This is a genomic window from Runella sp. (assembly GCF_027484545.1).
GTDB lineage: Bacteria > Bacteroidota > Bacteroidia > Cytophagales > Spirosomataceae > Runella.
The window spans coordinates 1-16,810 of record NZ_JAIXST010000319.1 but is presented as its reverse complement, the minus strand read 5'-3'; the positions used below and the strand labels follow the sequence as shown (position 1 = coordinate 16,810).

General features: G+C 42.6%; 14 protein-coding genes. 7 read left to right on the top strand and 7 right to left on the bottom strand.

Annotated elements, in window-relative coordinates:
* Nucleotides 1-210 precede the first annotated feature (210 nt).
* Complete coding sequence (locus Q0081_RS28485; protein ID WP_298361515.1) at nt 211-1,545, bottom strand: (Fe-S)-binding protein; 1,335 nt, start codon at nt 1,543-1,545, stop codon at nt 211-213.
* Nucleotides 1,546-1,819: 274 nt separating this feature from the next.
* On the opposite strand from Q0081_RS28485, the gene Q0081_RS28480 reads away from it, so the two are divergent.
* The 4 genes from Q0081_RS28480 (at nt 1,820) to Q0081_RS28465 (ending at nt 8,439) form a co-directional block, all read left to right on the top strand.
* The gene (locus Q0081_RS28480; protein WP_298361513.1) at nt 1,820-5,827 is read left to right on the top strand and encodes an AAA domain-containing protein; all 4,008 of its coding nucleotides are present in this window, start codon (nt 1,820-1,822) and stop codon (nt 5,825-5,827) included.
* Nucleotides 5,828-5,860: 33 nt separating this feature from the next.
* Nucleotides 5,861-6,439 carry a Uma2 family endonuclease gene (locus tag Q0081_RS28475; protein ID WP_298361511.1) on the top strand — a complete coding sequence of 193 codons (579 nt, stop codon included), beginning with the start codon at nt 5,861-5,863 and terminating at the stop codon, nt 6,437-6,439.
* Between the two features lie 65 nt (nt 6,440-6,504).
* A complete protein-coding gene (locus Q0081_RS28470) occupies nt 6,505-7,794 on the top strand; it encodes an LVIVD repeat-containing protein (protein WP_298361509.1) in 1,290 nt (429 codons plus the stop codon).
* 54 nt (nt 7,795-7,848) lie between these two features.
* On the top strand, nt 7,849-8,439 hold the full coding sequence (locus tag Q0081_RS28465; RefSeq protein ID WP_298361507.1) for a hypothetical protein: 591 nt from the start codon (nt 7,849-7,851) through the stop codon (nt 8,437-8,439).
* Between the two features lie 3 nt (nt 8,440-8,442).
* On the opposite strand, the gene rnc is transcribed toward Q0081_RS28465, so the two are convergent.
* Genes rnc through nadD form a run of 4 tightly spaced genes read right to left on the bottom strand, consistent with a single transcriptional unit; the run spans nt 8,443 to nt 11,352 of the window.
* A complete protein-coding gene (rnc, locus tag Q0081_RS28460; protein ID WP_298361505.1) occupies nt 8,443-9,141 on the bottom strand; it encodes a ribonuclease III in 699 nt (232 codons plus the stop codon).
* Nucleotides 9,142-9,201: 60 nt separating this feature from the next.
* Nucleotides 9,202-10,455, bottom strand: a complete 1,254-nt coding sequence (gene fabF, locus Q0081_RS28455; RefSeq protein WP_298361503.1) for a beta-ketoacyl-ACP synthase II — start codon at nt 10,453-10,455, stop codon at nt 9,202-9,204.
* A 30-nt stretch (nt 10,456-10,485) separates the two neighbouring features.
* Nucleotides 10,486-10,722 (bottom strand): acyl carrier protein, encoded by a 237-nt coding sequence (locus Q0081_RS28450; RefSeq protein WP_013926487.1) that lies wholly within the window; start codon nt 10,720-10,722, stop codon nt 10,486-10,488.
* A 57-nt stretch (nt 10,723-10,779) separates the two neighbouring features.
* Nucleotides 10,780-11,352: a nicotinate (nicotinamide) nucleotide adenylyltransferase gene (gene nadD / locus Q0081_RS28445; RefSeq protein WP_298361498.1), complete on the bottom strand. Its 573-nt coding sequence runs from the start codon at nt 11,350-11,352 to the stop codon at nt 10,780-10,782.
* Nucleotides 11,353-11,471: 119 nt separating this feature from the next.
* Between nadD and Q0081_RS28440 the strand changes: the two genes are divergently transcribed.
* From Q0081_RS28440 to Q0081_RS28430, 3 genes are all read left to right on the top strand, one after another.
* Nucleotides 11,472-12,659, top strand: coding sequence for a M20 family metallopeptidase (locus Q0081_RS28440; protein WP_298361496.1), 1,188 nt, complete (start codon nt 11,472-11,474; stop codon nt 12,657-12,659).
* 92 nt (nt 12,660-12,751) lie between these two features.
* A complete protein-coding gene (locus Q0081_RS28435) occupies nt 12,752-13,207 on the top strand; it encodes a hypothetical protein (protein WP_298361494.1) in 456 nt (151 codons plus the stop codon).
* A 66-nt stretch (nt 13,208-13,273) separates the two neighbouring features.
* Nucleotides 13,274-14,047 (top strand): glucose 1-dehydrogenase, encoded by a 774-nt coding sequence (locus tag Q0081_RS28430; protein WP_298361492.1) that lies wholly within the window; start codon nt 13,274-13,276, stop codon nt 14,045-14,047.
* A 102-nt stretch (nt 14,048-14,149) separates the two neighbouring features.
* On the opposite strand, the gene Q0081_RS28425 is transcribed toward Q0081_RS28430, so the two are convergent.
* Together Q0081_RS28425 and Q0081_RS28420 are read right to left on the bottom strand one after the other, a co-directional pair.
* A complete protein-coding gene (locus Q0081_RS28425; RefSeq protein WP_298361490.1) occupies nt 14,150-15,151 on the bottom strand; it encodes a 4-hydroxyproline epimerase in 1,002 nt (333 codons plus the stop codon).
* Nucleotides 15,152-15,262: 111 nt separating this feature from the next.
* The coding region (locus tag Q0081_RS28420; RefSeq protein ID WP_298361488.1) for a DUF1998 domain-containing protein at nt 15,263-16,810 on the bottom strand (1,548 nt) is incomplete at its 5' end.

Sequence of the window (16,810 nt, the reverse complement as noted above, 5' to 3'; positions counted from 1 at the left end):
CCAAATGAATGCATGAAATTTGCCAATCGTTCTGGTTCGCTTATTTCTACTTTCTTTTTCATTTCGCAAAATTGCAATTATTTTAGTTTTGATTCCAAGAAGTTCTGTCGTTCTCTATATTTAACAAATAAAGGGCCTGTTTTTTCCAAACAAATAACCCCATTGTTATTAAAAGGCAGCCACAACCGCCTAAAATCCATAAATAAGTCATTAGCTTTTAATGTTATCTGCCCAATTAAAACGGTCTCCCGGCGAAAACTTCCACGGAGCCTGATTGGTTTCAAGGTTGTTGAACATCGCGTTCCAGGAAGCCGGTGCTTGGGCTTCGTCCATGATTTTGTAACGACGCAGTTGAAGAATAATATCGAGTGGACTAATCAATACTGGGCATTCCTGCACACAGGCATTGCAGGTAGTACAGGCCAAAATCTCTTCTTCCAAAATATAATCGCCGAGCAGGCTTTTACCATCGTCTTTGAATTCGCCGCCGTTGGCCAACATATTTTTACCAACATCTTCCAGACGATCGCGGGTATCCATCATGATTTTACGAGGAGAGAGTTTTTTGCCCGTTAAGTTGGCAGGACAAGCCGATGTACAACGTCCGCACTCGGTACAGGAGTAGGCATCCATGAGATTTTTCCAACTTAAATCGCCTACGTCTTTGGCTCCGAATCGCCCGATTTCTGCGGGAGCTTCCGTAGCATCCGGTTGTTCTAAACCCAGCATGATTTTTACTTCTTTGGTAATATCAGGCATATTGGGCATTTCGCCTTTAGGCGTGAGATTGGCGAAATAAGTATTGGGGAACGCCAGAAAAATATGTAAATGCTTGGAATAAGTAACGTACAAAGCAAAACCGAAAATGCCCAAAATATGAGCCCACCACGCAACTCGCTCTAAGATGACCAATGCTCCGTCAGACAGCCCTGCAAAAATAGGTTGGAGAAATCCGCTAAAAAAGAAATTGCCTACTTGGTGATAATGCTCCGCACCGCGTTGCTGCAAAATGCTGTCGGCAGCGTTCATGCTTAAAATCGCAATCATCAGCACAATCTCAATCATTAAAATGGTATTGGCATCCAATACAGGCCATCCATTTAGTTCACGGTTACGGGAAGGTTGAAGGCGTTCTACTTTAAGGATATTGCGTCGAATCAGGAAAATGACGCATACGGTAAGTACGCCAACCGCCAAAAATTCAAAAAAATTGATAAGACCAAGATAAAAGTCTCCCAATAAGGGAGCAAAGAGGCGGTGCGTACCGAAAAGTCCGTCCAATACGATTTCGAGTACTTCAACGTTTATTAATAGAAAACCGGCATAAATCACAAAGTGCATTATGCCAACTATGGGACGGTCAAACATCTTCTTTTGCCCAAATGCTATACGAAGCATGGTACTTAGGCGTTCATTAGGACGATCGGTACGATTTTCTGATTTACCGAGTTGGATAGTCTTTTTGATGATTCCCACACGCTTCGCTATCAGCCAAGCCGTAATGCCCAGTGCAACCGCAAAAAGGAGTTGTTGTACAATCTGCATATTGGTTTTTAGAGTTTGTTTAGTCTGTCGCATCGACGGTCCGACGCATCGACGGTCCGACGCATCGGCGCGGGGGCGGTTCGCCGCTGCGAAGCCCGTGCGGTCCGAAAGCATACTGTTAGCAAATATCGGGAAAGTTAAACTAACTCAAACAAAGAGTCTTATATTTGTTAAGCGTCGCAACAAACATAGTTAAAGAATACTTGTTGGAGACGACTGACATTTTACCCCGCTTCGGCGGTCCGAACTTTTACCTCGCTCTATCCGGACGCTAATGACCACTGACATTCTAAAAGCATACCTTCGTCGGCTTACCAATTTAAGTACCCGCAATCGTTCTCTGTTGCTGACGAATCTCCCTGCTGAACAGTTTTTAGATTGGCGGGAATTAGATTTTGTCGACAATCGCTCTGCCTTTGATTTACTTAAAGAGGTAATTTCGCAAAAAAAATCATTTAAGCTGTGTCCGATGCTTGACAGCCGTTCGGAAAAGGTGAATGAAATCAGTAAACGACTTCGCAAAATTTCCCGTACAGAACGATTTATCGAAGAGGAACGCGGCTCGGAAGACTTGTATGTGGCTTATCCTTTTGTACGGGGAAAACTGACCGATGGTACGGTTATTCATGCTCCATTGGCGTTTTTTCCAGTGACCTTAAACGCAAATGAAGCTTCGGATGCAAATCAGGGGAGCTATTGGCAACTCCAACGTCGCGACGAACCGGCTTCCCTCAATCGCAGTTTTTTAGTGGCGTACGGTCATTTTAATCAGGTGAAAATTTCTGAGGAATTATTGGAAAAAAGCTTGGATGAACTTAATCGAGACCCGCTTGCTTTTCGAACTGAATTGTACGAATTACTGAAGGAAAGCCCTTTAGAAATCAACTTTAACCAAGAACTCTTTCAGGAAAAACTCCAGTATTTTGATGCACAATCGAAGCCGGATTTAGAATTATTGGAACGCAACGGCGAGTTGAAATTATACCCGGAAGCCGTCTTGGGCATTTTTCCGCAGGCAGGAAGTTATTTGGGGCCGGATTATGAAAATTTAATCAATTTGGCTTCAGAATCCCTAATTCCCGATGAGGGTGTTTTTAATTTTCCGACTCCCGAAATCATTGGAAACGGTATCGTTCGCCGTAGCGGAGAGGTAAATACCTTTACGGCATTCCCACAGGATGCTTCCCAAGAAGAAGCCTTAATACGCGTAAAATTCGGAGAATCTTTGGTGGTTCAAGGCCCTCCGGGAACGGGAAAATCTCAATTGATAGCCAACCTGATGACTGACTTTGCCGCACGCGGAAAGCGGGTATTGTTGGTGTGTCAAAAACGGGTTGCGTTGGATGTAGTCTATGAACGTCTCAAACAAGTGGCTTTTACCCCTTTTGTTGCCTTGGTCCATGATTTCAAAAATGATCGGGCGTCCTTATACGGGCAGTTGGCTACCCAAATTGAAAATATCGAAGCCTATCAAAAGCAAAATTATAGCTTGGATGCCATTGTGTTGGAACGGCAATTTTTACAAACAAGCCGTACCATTGAACAGGTAATCAGTGAATTGGAAGAATTTAAATATGCTTTGTTTGATAGTAGCGACTGCGGCATTTCGCCCAAAGAATTGTATTTAACGAGTAATCCTTCCGCTGCCTCCGTGGCATTGCCGCAATTTCGGTCGTTTAAATTCGATGATAAATTGGAGGATTTTCTTTGGAAACTCAATCGCTACGAGCAATACCAAAATCACGTTTCCAGCAACCACCCTTGGTACGACCGCGTAAATTTTGTAACCATTGGTTTTCAGGAAATCGGTCATATCAAGGCATTGATTGAAGAGGCGTCTCAATGGGGGCAAACGACGGTAAATGAAATTGAAAAGTTGCTGACGCAACGCCTTGACTTAGAGAAAGTTTTAATTGTCAATGACCAAAATGCCGTTATTCAAAATTGGCTCCAACAGCTGGCGGAGGAACCAATATGGGGCCTGTTTAAAAAGCGAAAGGTTGGTTTTTTTACCAAGCAATTGAATAAATGGTTTCGGGATTGGTCGAAAAATAGAACTCGTTTGCAAGAGGGTAAAATGGTAGGTGATGAAGTAAACTCGTCGGAATTACTACCGTTTTCAAATCGCTTGGAGCAACTTATGACAGCTCGTAAATCTATAATTAAGTGGCTCTTTTACGGAGATAAAGCTTATTTTAGAAATATTGCCGGAAAATATGGATTTACCCTTGACATCAATGATTTATATCAACTGAAGCAACTCCTTCAAAATCGCTTGGATTGGGAGGCCGCTTTGCGGGAAATGGAAGAAAAATTGGAGGTAAAGCTCCTTAATGAAAAACTGAGTATCTCTGAAAACTGGCTTCAGGAATTTTTGAATCAGTATGCAGTTGCAGAAAAAGCGTATGCAGAGTTGGAGCGAAATTTTGAGTTTTTGACAAACGTTGCAGCGGAACAACGAACCTTTGCCGGTTTTCAAAAATCGGTAAAAGCATTGCTGAATTTAAGTAAACAAACGGCCCAAAAACAGCAAGGCTGGCAAAAATACTTGACAAAGAATCAGATTCGGGCTGCGGTGGAGAATCCCGAATTTGCGCTACAATTACAAACCTTTCTCGACCGTGATTATGATGTGTTGGTTGAAGCAGATAAACTGACCGATAGTTTCACAACTGTTGAAAGTGAAGTAATCGAACGCCTGAAAAAATCTTTGACGACTGCTACCGACGCTGAAAGGCTGTCGATAGGCGAGTTGTTTCAGAACTCTCTTCGTCTTGCTTGGTTGGCTCATTTGGAAGAAAAATATCCGATTCTGCGTTCAGTTTCTTCCTTAAAAATCAATCAGTTAGAGCAGGAATTGCAGGATGCCATTCTTAAAAAACAAGAATTGAGCAGAGAAATTATGTTGATTCACCTGCGGGAACAAACCTATAAAGACGTAGAATTTAATCGCCTTCAGAATCGTACCACGTATCGGGATTTGCAGCATCAGGTAACAAAAAAGCGGAAAATATGGCCGGTACGTAAATTGATGGAGCAGCATTCTGATGAAGTATTTCGTTTGGTACCCTGTTGGCTGGCTTCTCCCGAGACGGTTTCAGCCGTATTTCCACTTACCGCCGGACTCTTTGATTTGGTAATTTTTGATGAAGCTTCTCAGTGTTATGCCGAATATGGTATTCCCGCCATTTATCGTGCTCAACAAACCGTCATTGTAGGCGACAGCAAACAACTCACTCCTTATGATTTGTACCGTGCGCGGTATGAGGGTGAAAATGAAGAAGAAAGAGCCGCTTTGGAAGTAGAATCACTCTTGGATTTAGCTGCCCACTATTTGCCGGAAACGTTATTACAGGGACATTATCGGAGCCGTTCGTTGGATTTAATTGATTTCTCCAATCAACATTTTTATAAAAATAAGCTTCAGCTTTTGCCTGATTTTAAGGATATTAACTCGCCTAATCCTGCCATTACCTATGTGAAAGTAGAAGGTGTTTGGGAAAACAATCGAAATATAGTTGAAGCAGAAAAAGTAATAGAACTTATTCAGGAACTTCGAGAAACTCACCCGGATAGTTCTGTTGGAATTGTTACCTTTAATCAACCGCAACAACAGCTGATTGAGAGCCTCCTAAACAGCCCGCGTGGGCTGTTTATCAAAAACATAGAAAATGTCCAAGGAGATGAACGCGACATTATTATTTTTTCCGTTGGCTATGCGCCTGATATTCGCGGTAAGTTAAGGTCACAGTTTGGAAGTTTAAATGCTCAGGGTGGCGAAAACCGCTTGAACGTAGCCATCACGCGCGCTCGGCAAAAAGTGTATGTAGTGACGAGTATTTTGCCCGAACAATTACAGGTGGAATCCTCACTTCATTCCGGCCCCCAATTGTTGAAAAAATACCTCCAATACGCATTGGACGTCTCAGAAGGACGCTATACTCCTACACCTTTTGTTTCGGAGAAATACCAATCCCAATGGTTGTTGAAAAACCAACTACTGAAAAATGGAAGTAGCAAAGACAATATAAACTCTGAGGAGTTACAAACTGTAAACCCTGAACTGCAAACCGCAAATCAAAAACTATATAATGAACTTCCTTTTGCGGATTTGACCATTAAAAATGGGGAGCGCTATGAAAGTATTATTTTAACCGATGATGACTTGTATCAACAGTCGATTTCGGTAAAAGAATCGCACGCGTATCTGCCGCTTCAACTACGTGCCAAAGGTTGGAATTTTGAGCGAATATGGAGCAGGGCTTGGTGGAGAGGACGGTAATTTTTGTTATTTTTGAGAAAAACTTAGTCATATATGACTCTCTCTTTGCATTTTCCGCCAAAATTGCGATTCTCAGATGAGGAGTTGGTGGCTTTTTGTCTGGCTAATCCTGACTTAAACCTTGAACGCGACGAAAAAGGAGAAATACATCTTATGTCACCTGCCCACGGTCTTACAAGTGCGAACAATAGTGAAATTATTACGGAGGTTTCTATTTGGAATCGAAAAACTAAAGCGGGCAAAGTTTTTGATTCGAGCGGTGGGTTCTTTCTGGCCGATACTTCTATGCGTGCTCCTGATTTGGCATGGGTGCGAATCGAACGTTGGGCAGCATTGAGCAAAAAAGAAAAGCACTCATTTCCTTATTTAGCTCCTGATTTTATCATTGAGTTGGAATCAGATACCGATAGCCTTACTAAGTTGAAATCCAAAATGAAAAAATGGGTAGCCAACGGAGTATGCTTAGCTTGGTTGATTTCTATTTCTAAACAAAAAACCTACATCTATCGCAGTAATGGTGAAACGGCAAGTGTAGCTTTTACTCAACAATTATCAGGGGAAGATGTATTGGAAGGTTTCACCGTTGTTTTATCTGAAATTTTTGAACTTTAAATTCCAACTTTCTTTCAGGCAAGTGCGTCTTATGGGTAATAAATACTAAAACTCTAACGCTTGCCATGAAGAAAATACTTTTACTCTCTCTATTTTCGGTTAGCTTACTACAATGGTCCTGCACTGACCAATGCACCGAAACGCGTAAATACAAACGCTATACCTCCGTATCAGTCTCATTGGCCGACATCCGCCAAGGGGTGCGCACCGAGAGCGCCCGTGATTTAATTAATCCGGGTAAAATCTACACAAAGGGCAATTACTTGTTTATTAATGAGCTCAAAGAGGGACTGCATGTCGTGGATAATTCTAATCCTTCGGCCCCTAAAATTATTTCGTTCATTAAAATTCCGGGCAATGGCGATATGGCTGTTCGGGGTAATATACTGTACGCCGACAGCTATTCGGATCTTGTGGCTTTAGATATTTCTAATCCACTAACTATCAAAGAAGTAGGGCGTGAAAATGACGTTTTTACAACAGGGCAATTTGAAGGCGCTTGGTGGGGAGTTAATACGTTAACGGGGGTTATCAATGACCAAAAAATGGAAATTGTTACCGAAACTGTAAAAACCAATTGCGAAGGTGGCGGCAACGGCTCTTGGTGGGGAGGAGTGGCATTTAGTGCATTTGATAGCCGTGCGTTGCAGTCTTCTGCTCCCACCAGTGGGAGTACAGCCAACAGCCAAGGACAAGCAGGTTCGATGGCGCGTTTTGCCCTCTACTCCAACTACTTATACACGGTTGGACAAAATGAAATGCAACTTTTTGACATCCGTACGCCCGATAAACCGCGTCGCAGCACAAAAATTAATGTAGGCAGGGGCATCGAAACCATTTTCCCTTATAAAGATAAATTGTTTATCGGCTCTACCACGGGGATGTTTATTTACGACAACAGTAATCCTGAGAGGCCCGAACAGCTTTCAGTTTACCAGCACGCCATGTCGTGCGACCCCGTAGTGGTAACTGATAATCGTGCGTACGTAACGCTTCGCTCCGGTACTACCTGTAATCGCGGGCTTAATCAATTGGATGTGATAGATATTACTGATCTGCGCAGCCCTCGCTTGCTTAAATCATATCCCATGCAAAATCCGCATGGCTTGGGTGTAGACTTCCCCAATTTGTTTCTTTGCGAAGGCACGCATGGTCTCAAATCCTTGAATGTTGCCAATGATTTTGATGTAAAACAATTACAACATTTGACTGGCATGGATGCCTACGATGTGATTCCGCTTTCGAGCAAATCGTTATTGATGATTGGAAAAGATGGCTTCTATCAGTTTGATACATCCGATCCAAGCAATTTGCGCCAATTGAGCAAAATTCCTGTAAAACGCGTGGATATTTAAGTGCCTCTTCCCCAGCCCTTCTCCATTTGGAGAAGGGGGTAATTCCATTAGGATATGAAAAAATTATTTCTTGCTTTACTATTCACTCATGCGCTCATTTACTCATTCACCCTTTCAGCCCAGCATAAACCTCATTACGTCAATATGACTGAAGTTGGGGGGCTTTTTGGTCGGGTGGTGTATGATATTCCTTGGAGTGTACCTCTGAGTCAGCAGGTAGAGAATCGGTTGAGTTTAACGATACAAACATTTAATGGCGTACAACTCAAACCCCGTTTAGCGGTTGGGCTTACTACCGGCTTGGATTGGTACAATACTGCATTATTGACGCCCATTGCGGCAGGTGTGCGTTATGATTTGACGCGTTCAAAGAAAGATGTAGCTCTTATCGGCACCTTGGATGCCGGTTATGGATTTAATTGGCTTCACGTAAATAACACAGGTTACGATACCCAAGGAGGAATGATGCTCAGCCCCGGCATAGGCTTAAAATTTGGTTTCAAATCAGGGAGTGCTATGCTGTTATCCCTTAGCTACAAGCGGCAGGAGGCCAAAGTGACCAAACCTTTGGGTTGGGGAGAAATAGAAAAATGGGAAGACCGCGTCTATAACCGCATGGCACTGCGTTTTGGCTTTATGTTTTAAGAATTACTTCAATTCCAACTGTTCGCAAGCTTTCTCCGCGGCGGATTGTTCAGCCTTTTTCTTGGAATAGCCGTTGCCCGCGGCAAAAACTTCACCGTCTAAGGTAACTTGGGAGATAAATTCACGGAAATGACGGCTGCCGTTTTCCTGCACAATCACAAAACGTACTTCTTTGCCTTCGCGCTGTGCCCATTCGATAAGGCGGCTTTTGAAGTTGGCGTTGTTGTTGATGAGCGCGTCTAAGTCGTAGTGGGTGAGGAGTTCTTTGGTGATAAATTTTCGGGTAAAACGAAACCCTTTGTCTAAATAGACCGCCCCTACCAATGCTTCGAGGGCATCGCCGTACATAGAAGAATTATGAGGCATACCGCGGCGGTTGCCATCAAATTCAATCAAACGATCCAATCCGATTTTACGGGCAATTCCGTTGAGGGTTTCACGATTCACAATGCGTGAACGGATTTCGGTTAAGAAGCCTTCGTCTTTGTAGGGGAATTTTTTGAAGAGGTATTCGGCAATGACCATACCCAATACCGAGTCGCCAAGGTATTCAAGGCGTTCGTTTGATTCACGAAAGCCTTTGATGGTTGTTTCTTTAGAAGCGGAAGTATGGCGAAAAGCCAACTGATAAACCTCCATATTCGAAGGTTTAGCGCTGATGATGAGTTCTACAGCCTTTCTGAATTTCTTTTCGGGGGACATGTTCCCCGGCTTAAAGAAATTAATGAGGGGGTTTAATACCGTAGGCAATTGGGATGTTGTTTATCCTTCAAATTTACGAAAAATCACACAAGTATTATGTCCGCCAAACCCAAAAGTATTACTTAAAGCGATATTAACGGAACGAGACACCGCTTTATTAAAAGTCAAATTCAACCGAGGATTAAAATCGGGGTCATCGGTAAAGTGATTGATCGTAGGAGGAATCATCTCGTGTTGAATGGCTAAAATACAGGCTACTGCTTCTACGGCACCTGCTCCTCCTAATAAATGCCCAATCATTGACTTGGTTGAACTGATATTGAGGTTGTAGGCATGTTCGCCAAACAATCGTTCGATTGCCTTGATTTCCTGCGGATCTCCGATAGGCGTTGAAGTGCCGTGCGTATTGATATAATCCACATCTTCAGGAGAGATTTCAGCATCTTCGAGGGCATTTTTCATGCACAGATACGCACCGATTCCGTCGGGGTGAGGAGCGGTAATGTGATACGCATCCGACGACATACCGCCGCCAATGATTTCGGCGTAAATTTTAGCTCCGCGTGCTACTGCATGTTCGTATTCTTCCAATATCAAAGCAGCACCGCCTTCACCCAATACAAAACCATCACGGTCTTTGTCGTAGGGGCGAGATGCCGTTAGATAATCGTCATTGCGCTCCGAAAGAGCCTTTAATGAATTAAATCCACCTACTCCCGCTTGAGTAACGGCTGCTTCTGAGCCGCCTGTCAAGCAAAAGTCTATTTTACCAAGGCGAATGTAATTAAAGGAGTCAATAATAGCGTTGTTGGAAGAAGCACAGGCCGAAACCGTCACATACGTAGGTCCGCGAAAACCGTGACGCATGGAAAGAATCCCCGATGCGCTGTCGGCAATCATTTTTGGAATAAAGAAGGGGTTAAAGCGAGGAGTTCCGTCACCTTTTCCAAAGCTAAGAACTTCTTCCTCAAAGGTTTTTAGTCCACCGATACCCGAACCCCAAATGACTCCTGCGCGATCAAGGTTTACTTTTTCCAGGTCAAGTCCACTGTCTTTAACCGCTTCTTCGCCAACCACTACAGCAAATTGTGTAAAAAGATCCATTTTACGCGCTTCCTGACGAGGAATAAATTGAGCCATATCCAATCCTTTTACTTCGCAGGCGAAGCGAGTTTTGAATTTAGTCGCATCAAATCGGGTAATTGGCCCGGCACCGCTGGTGCCGCTAAATAACCCTTCTTTATATTCCGATAGCGTGTTTCCGATGGGTGTCAAAGCGCCCATGCCAGTCACCACCACTCGTTTTAGAATCATAAAATGGATCTATAAATTACAAAAATATGCTTATTTGACGTTTTCTTCGAGGTATTTGATCGCTTGGCCTACCGTACCAATGTGCTCGGCTTGGTCATCAGGAATCGAAACGTTGAATTCTTTTTCGAATTCCATGATCAATTCTACCGTATCGAGCGAATCAGCACCAAGGTCGTTGGTGAAGCTGGCTTCTTCAGTCACTTCTGACTCATCTACGCCCAATTTGTCAACGATAATTTTCTTTACTTTTTCTGCAATCTCTGACATTTTTCTGAGAAGTTTGGTTCAAAATCGCTGCAAAGTAATGTATTTCAGAGGAGATTGTCAAATATAAAATTTCTTCCTTGCAATCATTTCTTCTACGGCATCCGAGACCATGTAACGAATAGAACGATTGTTTTTCAGACATTCACGAATATAGGTCGCTGATATATCCAATAACGGAGCGGTTATAAATTGTACTGCGGGGTGACTGGAGAATTCGTGCGGGGCAGAATTAGGGCGAGGATAGACATACAGACCATAATATTGCAAAATAGCTTCGTAATTTTTCCAATTTTTAAACTGCCCTAAATTGTCCTCTCCAATGATTAATTTGAAAGTATGCTGAGGGTGTTTTTCCTGTAGTTTCGTCAGAGTATCAATGGTATAGCTTGGTTTTGGCATTGAAAACTCTATATCATTGGCTTTTAATTTGGAGTTATCCGCAATCGCCCTTTCTACCATATCAAAACGGTCAAACTCATGTAAGAGACTTTTGTTTTTTTTGAATGGATTTTGGGGCGAAACTACAAACCAAACCTGTTCTAAATCAGTGGCGGTGGCCATCGTATTGGCAATAATAAGATGCCCGATGTGAATGGGATTAAAAGAGCCGAAGAATAGTCCTATTTTCATTTTTTAGCGTAACACAACTGATCTTTTAGAATAGATTTTTATTTGCGAAAATCTGCTTAACCTGCGTCATCCGCTTTCTATTTCGTAGTTTTGTCTGCTCAAAGTTAAGACTATTTACTATGCTGGAAAAAATCAAAGCCTTGTCTAAAGCCTACGCAGAAGATGCAGTAGCAAATCGGCGCCATTTACATACTCATCCTGAATTGTCATTTCAGGAATTTAATACGGCCAAATTTGTAGCCAACCGGATAAAAGAATTAGGGCTTACTCCACAGGAGGGTGTAGCAAATACAGGTGTTGTGGTCTTGATTGAAGGCCAAAATCCGGAAAGTAGAGTCGTGGCTTTACGGGCAGATATGGACGCACTTCCTATTATTGAAGCCAATGATGTTTCTTATAAATCGCAAAATCCGGGTGTGATGCACGCTTGCGGGCATGATGTACACACTTCCTCCTTATTGAATACCGCTCGAATTTTGCACGAATTGCGGAACGAGTTTGAAGGTTCGATAAAATTAGTGTTTCAACCGGGAGAAGAAAAAATTCCCGGAGGAGCATCGCTGATGATAAAAGAAGGAGTACTTCAAAATCCAACCCCGGCGAGTATTTTAGGACAACACGTAGCACCCAATATTCCCGTTGGAAAAATCGGTTTTCGGGAAGGGATGTATATGGCAAGTACCGATGAATTGTACCTGACCGTAAAAGGAAAAGGCGGGCACGGAGCCATGCCTGATACACTTATTGACCCAATTTTGATTGCTTCTCACATTATTGTGGCGTTGCAACAGGTTATCAGCCGCAATCGAAAACCGGCTGCGCCGTCGGTTTTGTCGTTTGGAAAGGTAATTGCCAACGGTGCTACCAATGTAATTCCGAACGAAGTATATATAGAAGGAACGTTTCGCTGCATGGATGAAGAATGGCGCGAAGAAGGGTGGAAACGCATCACCAAAATTGCCCAGGGCATGGCCGAAGCAATGGGGGGAAGTTGTGAAGTGGAAGTTAGAAAAGGGTATCCATTTTTGAAAAATCATCCTGAACTGACGCGTCGCTCCAGAGCTGCTGCCGTAAAATACATGGGCCAGGAAAATGTAATTGACTTGGATTTGTGGTTGGCAGGAGAAGATTTTGCTTTTTATTCCCAAATCACCGATGCCTGTTTTTATCGCTTGGGTACACGTAACGAAGCGCGTGGTATTGTGTCAGGGGTACATACTCCCACGTTTGATATTGACGAATCAGCCCTCGAAATTGGTCCTGGATTGATGGCTTGGCTGGCTTTGGAAGAACTAAAGGTTTTATAATTGACGTTCCGAAGGCCTTGTTTTTTGCTTTGTGGCTACGCGCCCCGATTGCAAATGCGAATCAACAAAAAAATTAACAATACAATTGATAAATGAAAAAGGCTGTTTTCTTCATTTTTGTTTTGAGTGCTTTACAAAATTATGCTCAAGACTCCCCTAAACTCACTCCTTTTGCGGTTTCTAAACATCCTTTTACTCATACGGGACAACAAATGATTGTTGGACAAGCGATTGGAGGTTTAGAAAAAGAATACCGGTTATTGGACGATGGAGGAATCTACCGTCGGATGAACACAGCTAAAGAGTTTGAAGTGTTGGGAGAACAAAGCAAAAAAAATATTGAAATAGCTTTTAAATCGCTTAAAGACATCAATTTTGAGCAATTGGAATTTCAGCATCCAAGCCGAACTTCGTATTTTATTATTTTTAAACAAGGTAAAAAAGAACACAAAGTGACATGGGGAGATTCAAAGTTTCCCGCTCCCGAAGGTGCTGTGCAGGTATATAAAGCCTTTATGGGTATGATACCGGCGGCTATGCGACTTTAATTTTGCATTGAATTGCCCCAAACCAAACTATTATACTAAAAAAGACGCTTACAGCGTGACAAAAAGATGCGTTTAAAAGACAAAGTTGCCCTTATTACGGGCGGTAGCAGCGGCATTGGCCGTGAAACAGCCTTATTGTTTGCCCAAGAAGGAGCTGCCGTAGTGGTGGCTGACGTAAATGATGTAGCAGGAAAAGAAACTGCCGAACTTATTCAAAATCAAGGTGGTCAAGCCGTTTATGTTCGTGCCGATGTATCTAAAGCAGCCGATTGTGAAAACATGGTTGCCGTGGCTGAGCAGACCTTTGGTAAACTTCACATTGTTTTTAATAATGCTGGCATTATGCACAGCGATGATGACAATGCTGTCACCACTGAGGAATCAGTGTGGGATTTGACCATGAACATCAACGTAAAAGGGGTATTTTTTGGTTGCAAATACGCCATTCCTGCCATTCGTCGGGCGGGAGGAGGAAGCATTATCAACACCGCGTCGTTTGTGGCACTGTTAGGTGCTGCTACTCCGCAAATTGCTTACACAGCCAGTAAAGGAGCAGTGCTTTCTATGAGTCGTGAATTGGCCGTGATTCATGCCCGCGAAAATATTCGGGTAAATGCCCTTTGCCCAGGACCGTTGCGGACAGAGCTTTTGATGAAATTTTTAAATACAGAAGAAAAGAAACAGCGCCGCTTGGTACACATTCCAATGGGCCGTTTTGGGGAAGCGAAAGAGATGGCGTATGCCGCTTTGTTTTTAGCATCCGATGAATCTTCCTATGTAACAGGAACTGAATTTGTAGTGGATGGCGGTATCACCGCTGCTTACGTGACGCCTGAATAAATACAGTTTACAGTTAGTAGTTGGCAGTTTACAGACCGCAAAAATACAAGTTGGATAGCATAGGAATTGGTATTACGCTCCTATGCTATCTGTTTTTTGTTATCAAATTACCTGAAAACCGTAGGCGTAGGGATCATCATCATCAATTGTAATGGTATTTAAACCATAGACTTTGGCCCATCCCTGAATGCCCGGAACAATGGCATCGTAATCGCCCACTTTGGCGTACGCTTCGACGGTTCCGACAAATTTGCTGCCGATAATACTTTCGTGAATGAAGGTGTCTCCTTTTTTTAATTTTCCTTTCGCTGCCCATTGGGCCATTCGTGCCGAAGTGCCCGTGCCGCAAGGCGAACGGTCAATGGCTTTATCGCCATAAAAAACGGCATTTCTTGCCGATGAAGCAGGGTCAATGACTGTTCCAGTCCATTCAATATGACTGAGGCCATTAATGGTGGGGTCATTAGGATGAACAAATGTGTACTTTTCGTTGATACGTTGGCGTAACGTGCGAGCCCAGCCGATGAGTTGTTCGGCTTTGAAATGTTCGAGTCCCGGAAAGTTTTCCTGCACATCCACAATGGCGTAAAAGTTCCCACCGTACGCTACGTCCATTTTAAGCGGACCCAAGTCGGGGCATTCTGCTTCAATGCCTTCGGCGGCGAGGTAAGAAGGAACGTTGACCAATTTTACCCATTTTACTTTATTACCCACCTGTTCGTAGCTGATAAGCACCAAACCCGCGGGTGCTTCCATGCGTACAATACCGGGGGTTTTAGGCTGAATAAGACCGTGTTCAATCGCAATCGTGATGGTACCGATGGTTCCGTGTCCGCACATGGGCAAACAACCGCTGGTTTCGATAAAGAGAACTGCGACGTCGTTTTCGGGGTCATGAGGCGGGTATAGAATACTGCCCGACATCATGTCGTGACCACGCGGTTCAAACATCAATCCTTTACGGATCCAGTCGTATTCGCGGAGAAAATGCTGGCGTTTTTCGCTCATGTTGCGTCCTTCCAGAACGGGGCCGCCACCGGCCACAACTCGAACAGGGTTGCCACAGGTATGGGCATCAATGCAGAAAAAAGTTTTTGAAGACACAGAGGGTATGAAGTTGATAGTTCAAGAAAAACTTAAATTTTTGAATATTAATTAGTTACTACCTTTAAAGAAGAACCTGATTGTCCTAAAATATTAAGGTATCAACAACCATTAGCCGTATATAACCGTAAACAAAATATCATAGGAAACGCTTTTAATGCAATCAATTCCTTCATGCCCTTCAACATCAAATGGCCTATTTCTGTTTGTACAGTTCCAACCATGTCCAATACCTCCATCAGGGCGAATAGTTATTAAAGTGCCTTGACCATCATCAAATTTAAAATATCGGTAATGGGGCAAGTTTCCAGGTTGAATATGCACATTATCTATATCCATCCTTGCAGCCATACTTTCTAAGGCTTCATCTCGCTCAATCGAGTTCAAATAGTTATGATATATAAACTTTGGCCCTCTATCTTCGCCAAATTTTTCCAGTCTCAACTCTAATGAACGTAGCTTAAAGTTTAAAGCTTCTTTAAGCCCGTTGATAAACTGCACCAATAACAAACAAGATAAGGGTGACTTGAGGTATCTATCACTGTTTGTAATACGGAATGTTTTTCCCCTCATTAACTCGGCTAATCTACCTCGATTCTCCAGATTGGCATCAAGAAATATTGTTGCTAAATCTCTGGAAGAGAAAGGCTTGGAATAATTAATTTTTACGTCTAAATTATTTTGAGGTATTTGAGGTATCTTGAGAGCTACCGATTGAAACGATAAAGGTGTATCATCTCTGTAGGCATTCCCATCCTTTGAAATACCCCATTGTTCACTTAGGGAATTGTTAAAATCTCTGGAATAATACACAACGAACTTTCCATCTTTCAATCTGAGCTGGCATACCGGTTTTAATCCATTAATGGTATTTCTGTACGTTAAGAAGTTAGACCAACTGCTCATTTGAATGGCTGTAATAATGTGGTTTTGCATATCCTCGCCAAAATTTGGGGCACCATCCAGCACGAAATTTATCTCTAATGAGCTTTCTTTATTTATCTTTAATGAGCTTTCTTTCAAATTGTTGATAAAAACAGCTTTTTCCAGATCCCAATCACCAACATTATTATCAGCAAAAAGCCAAATCTTAGCAATGTCATTTCGGTATTTGAATCTTCTAACATCCTCTTTGATGGAGCCTAAAACAGACCTTAAATTAGGGATAAGTGCCCCCAAATCGGTGGGAACCGTTTGAGTAACCGCTCTTTGCAGCCAATCAATAGCTAATTTTCTGTCCAATTTATGAAGATACCACTGAGAACTTCTATCAATAAGACATTTAGTACAGGCTTTTTCGCAAGCACAATAGAGTTTGTTAATGGCAGCCTTAAAGATGTCTTCGGCATAATATGAAAACTTGACAGAATATCCTGCTCCTCCTTTGGCATTATTGAAAATAAATAATGAACGGTGGTTTTGATACATTTTGACCCCAAACCCTAATTCATCTTCTTCAATCCCCAAAAAGCTTGCAAAAGTTTTGGTCAAAACTACACCTAACGATAATAATGTACTTTCGTCGTTTGAATAATTACCATCTTGCTCTTTGAAACGAATTTCGCAGTAATCAGTTTTAAATCTACCCCCGAGAATTACATTTTGTTTTATCCCATTAGCTACTGTCCCTCCACACTCATTGGAACCTGTATCGTTTCT

Excerpts from the sequence above, each read along its gene's own strand:
- Q0081_RS28485 (WP_298361515.1), bottom strand. The coding sequence starts at position 1,545 with ATGCAGATTGTACAACAACTCCTTTTTGCGGTTGCACTGGGCATTACG.
- Q0081_RS28480 (WP_298361513.1), top strand. The coding sequence starts at position 1,820 with ATGACCACTGACATTCTAAAAGCATACCTTCGTCGGCTTACCAATTTA.
- Q0081_RS28475 (WP_298361511.1), top strand. The coding sequence starts at position 5,861 with ATGACTCTCTCTTTGCATTTTCCGCCAAAATTGCGATTCTCAGATGAG.
- Q0081_RS28470 (WP_298361509.1), top strand. The coding sequence starts at position 6,505 with ATGAAGAAAATACTTTTACTCTCTCTATTTTCGGTTAGCTTACTACAA.
- Q0081_RS28465 (WP_298361507.1), top strand. The coding sequence starts at position 7,849 with ATGAAAAAATTATTTCTTGCTTTACTATTCACTCATGCGCTCATTTAC.
- rnc (WP_298361505.1), bottom strand. The coding sequence starts at position 9,141 with ATGTCCCCCGAAAAGAAATTCAGAAAGGCTGTAGAACTCATCATCAGC.
- fabF (WP_298361503.1), bottom strand. The coding sequence starts at position 10,455 with ATGATTCTAAAACGAGTGGTGGTGACTGGCATGGGCGCTTTGACACCC.
- Q0081_RS28450 (WP_013926487.1), bottom strand. The coding sequence starts at position 10,722 with ATGTCAGAGATTGCAGAAAAAGTAAAGAAAATTATCGTTGACAAATTG.
- nadD (WP_298361498.1), bottom strand. The coding sequence starts at position 11,352 with ATGAAAATAGGACTATTCTTCGGCTCTTTTAATCCCATTCACATCGGG.
- Q0081_RS28440 (WP_298361496.1), top strand. The coding sequence starts at position 11,472 with ATGCTGGAAAAAATCAAAGCCTTGTCTAAAGCCTACGCAGAAGATGCA.
- Q0081_RS28435 (WP_298361494.1), top strand. The coding sequence starts at position 12,752 with ATGAAAAAGGCTGTTTTCTTCATTTTTGTTTTGAGTGCTTTACAAAAT.
- Q0081_RS28430 (WP_298361492.1), top strand. The coding sequence starts at position 13,274 with ATGCGTTTAAAAGACAAAGTTGCCCTTATTACGGGCGGTAGCAGCGGC.